A 9,849-nucleotide genomic window follows, 5' to 3' on the forward strand; every position below is an offset into this window, starting at 1 on the left:
AAAGGCTAGCCGTTGGCAGATGCCTTTTTGTTCTGAGATTTATTCTTTTATGAATTTTTTATAAACTTTTTCGTTCTCTGAATGAATTTCTATTAAGTAAATTCCTTTAGAAAGATTTTCTACAATGACTTCATTAATGTTTTGAGTTTGTGTCAAGATTTCTTTTCCTAAATAATCAAATATTGTTATTTTTTCTATTTCGGAGTTGTTTTTTATTTGGATAATATTTTTTGCTGGATTAGGATAAATTTGTAATTTATTGTTTTCTAAATTTGTCACGAAATTATCATTAGATAAAGTCAAAAACCAATTATAAGCGGCTATTGAACAACCTAAAGAACTGGCACCAGTCCAACTACTAACATCAGTCGACGAACAAGCCGACCGAACAAAAAAAGCATAACAATCAAATGATGATGGAATTCCAGTAATTATAAACGGATTACTAGTTGCAGCAATCCAGCCGGTCGTTGGTATTATTGAACCAACGTTAAAATCTGGAACTACTGCAATTTCCCAACTTGTTGCAGTTCCGTTTTCAGTCCAACTTAATTCCACAGTATTTAAAAATGCAATATTGTTAATTAAATTTACATTTGAAGGAGCTGAACATTGTGAGTTACTTACAAAAGTAGTAAGTAAGATAGCTAAGGTTATTATTTTTTTCATATTTGTTATAATTTTTAACTTAATATTGCTTCACATTCAGTTTTTCTAAGGTTTCTGCCAATCGAGTCACGCAGGGGAATTTCACCCCTACGTTCTCACGGAACCGTGATTGAAATGAAAATCGACGAAGTCAAAGTCTCCCTTCACACGGCTCTTCATAGTAATAAATCACGCAAATATAATCAAATATATGTATGTACCAATAACCAATGTAAAAAATAAATCAGGCTTTTCTTTATGTTTTTTTTATAATTTATTTTTATTTTGGGCTATTAGTTTCCGTCTCACATTGCTGATTTACAACGTATTTCTGTGAAAAAACTGCCGTTTAATATTTTTCAAAAATAGTAATAAAAAGAAACAGATCATAAAAAAGAGGCACTAAATCCTCTTGAAATGTCATCTAAAAATTTTTTGATAAATTCATAAGTGGTGTGAATGGAATCAGTTTAGGATATGGATTTTATTTTTATTTATTCATTTTTTCAATGTCAGATTTAATTAATTCTACCTTTTCTTTATTAATTATTTTTGAAATAAGAGATATATAGTGATTGTTTTCTTCATAATCATTTAATATAATTTCTTGTAAATAAAACTCTTCAGAATTTCTTTTGGTAAACATTGTAGAAAACAGCTTGAATCTAAACTCTTGAGGGGTTAGTTTTATTTTTCTGTTTTTTCGAGTTTTAACGGGAACTACATCACAATAATAATAAATTATTACATCATTATTTAATAAATAATCTAGTATTATTTTTATAAATTTATGAAGTGTCTTAAATGAATTACTTTCTATATTTAATGACATTAAAACTATTGAAACGTCAATTAAAGGGATACCATAATTATTTTGATTTGGTGTTACTTCTCTAAAACTTACAAGATATTGATACCCTTCTTCTGTTTCAAAAGGAATTGACAACTCTAAACTCAACGCAGTAATTATTTAGATTTAGGAAAATAAATGTCTTTTTTAGAAAGAAGTTTTGTTTTGTGCTCCTCTTTTTCGGCACGAAGCTTTCTAAAGAATACCAATAATTCTTTTGAAGGGTTTTCTATATGTAATGTTTGTGTTTTCATAACTATTGTGCAAAATTAGTAATTAATTCAATACTATCTTGTTTTTCAAATGCTATTTCAATTTCTTTCCACTTTTTTTCATTTATTTCTCTAATTCCTTCTGGAATAGTTGGGTTTACGTGAAAAATGTCGTCAAGATAGGGCCTTTGATTTGCGTATTCAATGCTAAGTTTTTTCCAATTATTTATAGGGCAAAGTTAATATAAATTTTCATTTGTTTTTCAATTCGGTTGAATTTAGCACAGTCGCTGTTAGCATAGCACACAACGTCAGTATGTGAAAAAACTGCCGTTTAATATTTTTCAAAAATAATAATAAAAAGAAACAGATTATAAAAAAATGTACTAAATCCTCTTGAAATCCTAACAAAAAACTTTTCGATAAACCCATAAGGGCGAGAATGTAATCGGTTTAACTCATTAACTAAATTTTATATAGGTATTCGTTGATTACAATTCATTGCTCGGCTAGCGGGTGCAAGGAAACTCTAGCTGTTAGGTGAGGTTTTGTTAATTAGTATGAATTTAAAAAAAAAAAATTATGTTTACATAAAATACCAAAGACTAAAAATTTAATCCTTGGTATCTAAATTTTATTAAGCATTTGTATGTTGTTCTTGTGCTATATGTTCTAACGCTTCATTTATTAAATCAGTTGTTAAACCAATTGACGCGTTTGTTTGTATCAGTTTGTTTTTAACAAATATTGGCAAACCATTTAGAGATTTATCATCATCAATAATTACAAAATTAGGTAATTCATTTGATGTATTAACCCAATTCATAATCTCTTCTTTTCTACTCAAAAATGTTTTGTTTTCTGGAAGTCTGTAAATATTTTTAATTTTAATTCCACGTAAATTAAAAATATTGCTCCACTCTTCTATACTATAATTTGATTTGTGCGATGTAGTCAACATGATATCGGCACTTGTTTCAGAAATTAATTTCTGAAGTGCACTACTTGCCCTGTTACTAAACGCAGGAAAACCATCAGCCAAAAATTCTGGTCTTTTCCAAGAGTTCCCTGTAACCATTACGCCATCAATGTCTAATAATATTAACATATTGCAAAGATATATATTTATTTTGAAATTTCAATCATTTTTTCTAATGACAAACCATTGTATTTAGCATCTAACTGATTTAAGTATAGTATTTTAGAATCAGTATCCCATTCTTCGGTAACAAATTGCACCTCATCCCAAAAGTATTCAATGGTTGCTGATGTTTTTGGATATGTCGTTTTTCCTATTTCATTTTTTGCTAGTTCAGAACTTATATATCTGTGATGCCCATCAATTATAAAATTCCCATTGACCTTTACTACATCAAATTTTATACCATAAATCATTTTTTTATAAATTCTATTTATAATAGGCAAGGATAATTTGTTATGCGTTGGCAAATAGGCTAATTCATTTTTTGTTAAAAAAACCTTTATCGTTCCCTCTGTTATTTCTGTCATATTTAATTTTTGTGATTTTGTGATTTTTCTCGCTTAAAATTAATCTTACAAACGCTAATTTGTAAAAAACTGTTGCTAAATATTTTTCAAAAATAATAATAAAAAGAAACAGATTATAAAAAAATGTACTAAAACCTCTTGAAATCCTAACAACAAACTATTCGATAAACCCATAAGGGGTGTGCATGTAATCGGTTTAACTCATTGATTTTATTTTTTTATAGGTATTCGTTGATTTCAATTCATTGCTCGGCTAGCGGGTGCAAGGAAATTCTAGCTGTTGTATGAAGCCATTCTTTTTATCACCTGATCTTATACTTTGTACATATTGTAGTATCTATTTCTCAGTTTTGAATATCGTGTTTTCAGTTTACAGTTTCGTGTTTTCAGTCTTGAACATCATACTATCAGTTTGTAATTTTTATTTTTCAGTTTACATGTTCATGTTTTCAGTTTACAATTTCATATTTTCAGTTTATAATATCTTAAAATGAGTTTGCAACATTCTGTTATATTTTTCTAAAAACTAATTTACTGATTTGTTTATATTGTGGGCTTGTTGCTCCAAATACTGATTTTACATAATTTTTTACAGTTTGGGCAGTGTCAACTACGCCTGTTTGTGGTGCATAAAGTTTTACATCTCTTGTTTGCATGGCTGTTTTATAGGAAATATAGGCTGTTTTTACGGCGGTGTTTATGGTTTGTAGTTCTGTTTTGTAATTTGTGAGGGTTATAATTTTTAAAGGTTCTTCATTTGGGTTGTATTTTGGCTCAACATTTGCCAATTCGATTAATTTTTCGAAATGGTCTATTTGCATATCATAACTTTGTTGTGATACTGAATTTTTGTCTTTTGGAGCGTCTGATGATGTTGTTTCTACCGTTGTATTGTCTGCTCTTTTTCCTTGGATTTTTCTGTTTATGGTTTCGGCATCTGCAATAACTGGTGCTGGTGCTGATGCTCCTTTCAGGGCATTTAGTACTTTTGTTGAAGTTGTTTTTAAGGATTTGAAAAGTGTTTTTCTTTGTCCTTCCACATTATTAAATGGTGTTTCGGTTGTTTTAACATCTTTGATGGCTGCTTTAGCTTGTGTATATTGAGAGGTTAAAACTGGAATGGTAATACTTGGATTTGATGGATTGTATTCTGCTCCAAATCCTGTGCAAGCAATGATTAATGTTTCGAGATTGGTTACATTTTTGTTGTGACCTGTTTCTGTATTTGATACCATAAAATTTAGTTTAAATGATTAGAATGCAAAAGTATAAAATTAATAAGCACAATTTTATAAAAAAATAATAGCAGTTTTTGACAAAGCCAAAAACTGCTTTTTATTCTTTTGTAACATTATTCTACTGCTATTTGGTGGCTTTCTACTTGGTTGTTGATGTAAATTTTTAAGACATAAATACCTTTGTTTAGTCCACGAACTGAAAAGGTTGCTTTGTTGTTGTTTATTTCAACTTTTGATTTTGATTGTCCCATTATATCAAAAAGTTCTCCTGAAATTGTTGCTCCTTTTTCGGGTAGATTATTTGCATCTCTAATTTCAATATTTACTATGTCGTTAGAAGGGTTTGGATATATTGTGTAATAATTAGTATTTGCACTTTGCTTGTTTAAAAAACAATCATGCATAATTGTTGTTGAACCACAAGCATTTGTTGCAGTAACTTCAAAACAACAATTATTTCTAGGCATTATACAAGTAGAATTATAGCCGTTTAAGATTGTATTTGAATTACAAAGTTTAAACACTATATTAGTTATGCCTTGTTGTTCAAATGTTACATTTGGATTGTCGCTTACAGCACAAACTGTTGATTTAATAGGTTGTGGGGCAAAATAGTAATCTTCTAAATAAAAAGATGGTGCACCCAACCAAATAGTTTTGGTTAGTGTAATGTTACCACATTTTGCTCCATTGTCGCCCATTGTCAAAGAAAGTGTTACAGCACCTGATGCGTTAGGTAAAGCAGTTAAAGTTGCATTTGGTGTTCCGTTTCCTGTTAAGTTTACAAGGCTTGCACCTTGGGTAATTGTCCAATTGTAGAAAGAAGTATTTGCAGGTGCAGAAAATGTAGACGAAGTGCATAGTAAATTTGTACCTATTATTTGACTATCGGCACATATAAATGAGCAATTGAAATTATCATTGTTTGTTGCGATACTATCTAGTTCTAAAGCCAACCAATTGCCGTTTCGAGTATTAAAAGAAATGTGATTTTCGTTTGTTCCGCTTGTATTAAAGGAAGTTGAAAAATTTATAAATGGACTGTTCTTTGGTGCGACTGGTGGTGTTGCAGAATTATATTTTGTAAAAAAATCAGCATTGTTTAATGCTACCGAACCATTACCAATATCTAATGCACTTGGGGTTGGAATGAAATTAAAATTATCTCTTGCACTCATTTGAATACCAAAACTTCCAAAAACATTAGATATAGAAGTTCCTCCTCCAGAAATAAAGGATTGGTATTTACCTCCTGGATAATAATCATAAGAAGGTCCACCAGGTGCTGAATAATCTCTATTGGTAAGTGTAACTGTTATGCGTGGAGTCCAACCAAATAGTTTAAAAAGTGTTTTGGTAAATCTAACATTACCGTGATATATTTGATTAGTTGCTCCTGCTGTTGGTAAAGCATTACCCCAAAAATCTAATTCAAATTTACTGTTGCCTGGCAAAATTCCTATTAGTAATCCTGGCTCATTGAAAAGTACCGCCAGACTTATACCTGAAATTAAATTCCCGTATGGAATAAAATACAAAAGTAAATCTGTAAGTAATTTTGTTTGCCCGCCACCATTAAACGTAAAAAGATTATCGTTTGGATTAAAGTTTTGTGGGTTGGCACAATGGCTACCGTTACTAAGTGCAATATTTCGAGTTTGTTGTGGATAGCCCATATTTAGTAATTCTGTTCTCCAAGAGTCGCCTACACTATTGTTGATTCCAAAATTTGAAGCAACATAATTGTTTAGCAATTGTTTGGTGCCAGGTTGATTTAATAAAGTTTCTAAATCAGAAATAGACACATTTCCTCCACTATTACTCATATTGATGTTGATGTCTCCAAGTGGTGTGCTTACAAACTGGTCTATCAAATGACGTGCAAAATATTGTATAGACAAAGGCATATTTGCCCCTTGATGTGGAGCATCGTGGCTTATGTATAAATTAGTTTTGTGATTCCAAGTTTGATTGCCCGTACTTGATAATTGGTTTTCCATATCTCGAAGTGCGTATCGAGCAATAACACCACCCATACTTTGCCCTAAAACTACATTTTGTTGTGTGCCTTGTTTTACAGAATTTACCCATTTAATTACATCTTCAACCAAATAGGCGTTGCGTTGCATATAATCGTTGCCTTTTTTGAAGTTGATGTAGATGACGTCGTAGGTATAGAGTTGATTAGGCAAAGAAGTTGAAAAGCTATTAGTTATTGTTCTTTTAAAATTGTTATATGATACTTCACCCAATGCGTTTTCTACACCAAGTAATCCGCTGTCATAACCTTCAACTACAATAAGTGGTTTACGAATTACGCAGTCGTTAAGCGCATAATCAATTTCAAGAATGGCTTGATTAGTAGCACCTAAATATTGTCGTGTACCATTAAATTCTACTTCGTCTATTCCAAAAGCGTTTTGAGAACAAGGTTGGTTAATAGTTCGACTATAAGTTGTAGCAGTTGTGGTTGGTGGTATTTCAGCATCAATTTGTATTTTGCTATGGCTGTATAATATTTGATTATTGGTCAATGTTAGTTTATATTTCCATTCTTTTAATCCTGCTGTCGTATACGTTACATTTTTTATCCGACCAAATGTAACAGTTTGATAACCTAAACCGTCATTAAAATCAATGGCAATACTTTGCACACTACTGACTTGATTGGTGTACCACAAAGAAGCAGGTAATTGCACTTGCATTGATAGACTGTTGTATTTTACTATGGGTGCAGTTACTGCAAATACTTGTTTTTCATCATACGGATTTTGCCAAATGCCACCTACAAACTTGTCATACAACTTGCCATTTGTAATTGTAATTGTGTTATTTGGTGCATTGGGTTTAAACTCGTTGTATTTGTAATACAAACCACTCAATACTATTTTATTGGTTTGGCGGAGATTGTCCCAGTTGTTTTTGAAAATTGTTGGATTTACTAAACCAGTAACATTAGCATTTACACGAGCCATAAGTAAGGTATTGTAAATGCCTGTATATGTGCCTTTGTTTGTAATGTTGTTGCTGGTAAGCACTCCATTAAAATTGGATAGTTCTTCAAATTCCATTGCATAATCTACTAGTAATTTGTGCGGAATTCTTGTTTTGTCTAGGTTTGAAAAGGTACTGTTTATTTGTGTGGCATAATCGGTACTTACCGTTTGAGCGGTTACAAATTGGGTTGCAAAAAGGCAAAGCAGTAGCAACCCTTTGCTGAAAAAGAGTAATTTGTTCATAATTTAATTGTGTTTAAAAGTTACTAATTTGTGTATTGCATATCAAATCTTCCGTCACGGATTTGATGTACAACACCATATGTGTCAAGTATATCAAACCAAAATGTACCTGAAACAATATGATTTACTGTGTCTAATTTTGTTATAGTTAATTTTCCTGTATGAGTGTTTGATGTATAGTTATTTAAAGTATTAAAAGTATAAATACCCGAAGCATTTCCATCAATATGTTCAAATAAATCATAACTTACTGATTGCTGAATTTGTTTTTTTTGTGTTCCTACTGTAATGCCATAAAGATTAAAATTAGAATCTTTATTATCAAAACCAACTACAAAATAATATTCACCACCTGTAAATTGATAAAAACAATTTTTAGAATTATTGTAATTACCTGGCAAAAAAGCCTTACCGTCTAAAAGACAACCTATTTTATTTGCCCCAGTTTGTGTCGCTGGTGGTAGTTTTTCTAATTCAGAAACTGGTTGTGGGTCGTCGTCTTTGTTGCAACACGATAAAGTAAGTGTTGCTAAAAAAAAGGTTATTATTTTTAATAAATTTTTCATAATATAATTGTGTTTAAAAAGTTACTAATTTGTGACTATTCTCGTTGATTTATAATTTTAGATTTAAAGTGAAATTCATTATAAAATTATTTTGAGTATTGTTTATGATGATGTGAGGTACTAACCCAATTGATGTTCTCTTATTATCAAAAAATAAAATTTTTGTTTGTATAGGAAGTCCAATTATATTTTTAGGGTCTTCTTGAAAATGATTTGTATAATGCAAATATCCAACACCAATTTGTGGATTTATAGAGATAGATTTACAAATAAAAACCTTTTTTCCTACTAATAAATCGGATTCTAAAAATGCTTGTATATACCCATTTCTATTCTCTATATTTTTACTTATACCCCAACCTACAGAAATATTTGCTGAATAAGTAATAGATTCATGCTGATAAGAAAATTCATAGCCACCTGATGCTCCATTTTCTTTCCAAGAATTGAAATTTGAATAATAGCCTCCTGTAAAATCCATTGAAAATTTGTTTTTTGTTAGTTTTTGTGAAAGACAAAATATTGGCATCATTATTATTAAAAATGTTATATTTTTCATTAGAATTATTAATTTGTGTATTGAAAATCAAAACGCCCACTTCTTATTTGTACTGTTTCTCCTGCTGAATTTACTGCATCAAACCAAAAAGTTCCTGAAATTATTGAGTTTGATAAATCTAATCGAGTGATTTTTAGTTCTCCTGTTTTTATGCTGTTTGTGTAAAAATAATTTGAAGCACCAATACCATAAACCCCACCACCTCCGATAAAATCTGGTTGAAATATAGTATTACTTATGTTTAATGGATAAATTGAATTTGTTGCTAAACTAATTTCGCCAGTTCTAACAGAAACAGTTTTTCCAATACTTTCTCTATTATCATTAATTACCAAATTAAAATAAAATTTTCCATTTAAAAATTCATAATTACATAAGAGTGCAGCATTTAATCCTCTTTGATGAGGAATAAATACTTGTCCATTTAGCAAGCAACCTGCTGTATTTGCACCAGTTTGGGTTTCAGCTGGTAGTTGGTCTTTACTTGAAGATGGGTTGTCATCTTTATTGCAACACGAAAGTGTAAGTGTTAATGCAAATAATAAAATTAAATTTTTCATAGTGTGTTGTTTTTATAATGTTCATCAAATATAGTACTCTTTTGTTATGAGAATGTTATGTCTCTTTTTTGTGCGGTTTATTTGCGTTTTGTGTAGCTCAATGGTTTCCTCCAACAACTAAATAAAAGAAAGTTATTTCGTTTTTAACATAGTGTGTCTGTTTTGCGAAAGTACAAACAAAAAAAATACTATGCAACTTATTTATAAAAAAGCCACAAGAATAAAAATTATCGTAAAACAAACTTATAGAAGTTTTGAAGTAGGAATTATGAAGTAATAAGTATGAAGTAATAAGTATGAATTATAAAGTTAGAAGTAGGAAAACGAAAAAAAGAAGTTTGAAAAAATCTTTGGTGAGTGGAGACTGATTATTGGGGGTTGCCCGCATGAGGGATAGAGCAAGGCACCATGTGCTCGTGATAGCCCGACGGCAAAAAAAGGAAGCCCCGCCTGAAGGGTTTGGGGCGT

General features: G+C 30.5%; 11 protein-coding genes. All 11 read right to left on the reverse strand.

What is annotated here, in order from left to right; translation table 11 throughout:
• Nucleotides 1-39: 39 nt before the first annotated feature.
• The 11 genes from B0A58_RS00735 to B0A58_RS00780 all read right to left on the reverse strand — a co-directional run bounded on the left by B0A58_RS00735 (nt 40) and on the right by B0A58_RS00780 (nt 9,381).
• Nucleotides 40-669 (reverse strand): T9SS type A sorting domain-containing protein, encoded by a 630-nt coding sequence (locus B0A58_RS00735; protein ID WP_089079454.1) that lies wholly within the window; start codon nt 667-669, stop codon nt 40-42.
• A 469-nt stretch (nt 670-1,138) separates the two neighbouring features.
• Nucleotides 1,139-1,606, reverse strand: a complete 468-nt coding sequence (locus tag B0A58_RS00740; protein ID WP_089079455.1) for a hypothetical protein — start codon at nt 1,604-1,606, stop codon at nt 1,139-1,141.
• An 8-nt stretch (nt 1,607-1,614) separates the two neighbouring features.
• Entirely contained in the window at nt 1,615-1,752 is a 138-nt protein-coding gene (locus B0A58_RS16330; protein ID WP_165766266.1) for a hypothetical protein, read from the reverse strand.
• A 2-nt stretch (nt 1,753-1,754) separates the two neighbouring features.
• Nucleotides 1,755-1,940 (reverse strand): type II restriction endonuclease, encoded by a 186-nt coding sequence (locus B0A58_RS17050; RefSeq protein ID WP_089079470.1) that lies wholly within the window; start codon nt 1,938-1,940, stop codon nt 1,755-1,757.
• A gap of 407 nt (nt 1,941-2,347) precedes the next feature.
• Complete coding sequence (locus B0A58_RS00750) at nt 2,348-2,818, reverse strand: HAD domain-containing protein (RefSeq protein ID WP_089079456.1); 471 nt, start codon at nt 2,816-2,818, stop codon at nt 2,348-2,350.
• A 17-nt stretch (nt 2,819-2,835) separates the two neighbouring features.
• Complete coding sequence (locus tag B0A58_RS00755) at nt 2,836-3,219, reverse strand: hypothetical protein (protein WP_089079457.1); 384 nt, start codon at nt 3,217-3,219, stop codon at nt 2,836-2,838.
• A gap of 509 nt (nt 3,220-3,728) precedes the next feature.
• Nucleotides 3,729-4,454: a hypothetical protein gene (locus tag B0A58_RS00760; protein WP_089079458.1), complete on the reverse strand. Its 726-nt coding sequence runs from the start codon at nt 4,452-4,454 to the stop codon at nt 3,729-3,731.
• A 116-nt stretch (nt 4,455-4,570) separates the two neighbouring features.
• Complete coding sequence (locus B0A58_RS00765) at nt 4,571-7,696, reverse strand: T9SS type A sorting domain-containing protein (RefSeq protein WP_089079459.1); 3,126 nt, start codon at nt 7,694-7,696, stop codon at nt 4,571-4,573.
• A gap of 23 nt (nt 7,697-7,719) precedes the next feature.
• On the reverse strand, nt 7,720-8,262 hold the full coding sequence (locus B0A58_RS00770; protein WP_089079460.1) for a hypothetical protein: 543 nt from the start codon (nt 8,260-8,262) through the stop codon (nt 7,720-7,722).
• 49 nt (nt 8,263-8,311) lie between these two features.
• Entirely contained in the window at nt 8,312-8,743 is a 432-nt protein-coding gene (locus B0A58_RS00775; protein WP_133063046.1) for a hypothetical protein, read from the reverse strand.
• A gap of 86 nt (nt 8,744-8,829) precedes the next feature.
• A complete protein-coding gene (locus B0A58_RS00780) occupies nt 8,830-9,381 on the reverse strand; it encodes a DUF6252 family protein (protein ID WP_089079462.1) in 552 nt (183 codons plus the stop codon).
• Nucleotides 9,382-9,849: the final 468 nt, after the last annotated feature.

It is taken from the genome of Flavobacterium branchiophilum NBRC 15030 = ATCC 35035 (assembly GCF_002217205.1).
Classification (GTDB): Bacteria; Bacteroidota; Bacteroidia; order Flavobacteriales; family Flavobacteriaceae; genus Flavobacterium; species Flavobacterium branchiophilum.

Coding starts and splice junctions, on each gene's coding strand:
- B0A58_RS00760 (WP_089079458.1), bottom strand. CDS start 4,454: ATGGTATCAAATACAGAAACAGGTCACAACAAAAATGTAACCAATCTC.
- B0A58_RS00765 (WP_089079459.1), bottom strand. CDS start 7,696: ATGAACAAATTACTCTTTTTCAGCAAAGGGTTGCTACTGCTTTGCCTT.
- B0A58_RS00735 (WP_089079454.1), bottom strand. CDS start 669: ATGAAAAAAATAATAACCTTAGCTATCTTACTTACTACTTTTGTAAGT.
- B0A58_RS00755 (WP_089079457.1), bottom strand. CDS start 3,219: ATGACAGAAATAACAGAGGGAACGATAAAGGTTTTTTTAACAAAAAAT.
- B0A58_RS16330 (WP_165766266.1), bottom strand. CDS start 1,752: ATGAAAACACAAACATTACATATAGAAAACCCTTCAAAAGAATTATTG.
- B0A58_RS00775 (WP_133063046.1), bottom strand. CDS start 8,743: ATGGATTTTACAGGAGGCTATTATTCAAATTTCAATTCTTGGAAAGAA.
- B0A58_RS00770 (WP_089079460.1), bottom strand. CDS start 8,262: ATGAAAAATTTATTAAAAATAATAACCTTTTTTTTAGCAACACTTACT.
- B0A58_RS00780 (WP_089079462.1), bottom strand. CDS start 9,381: ATGAAAAATTTAATTTTATTATTTGCATTAACACTTACACTTTCGTGT.
- B0A58_RS00750 (WP_089079456.1), bottom strand. CDS start 2,818: ATGTTAATATTATTAGACATTGATGGCGTAATGGTTACAGGGAACTCT.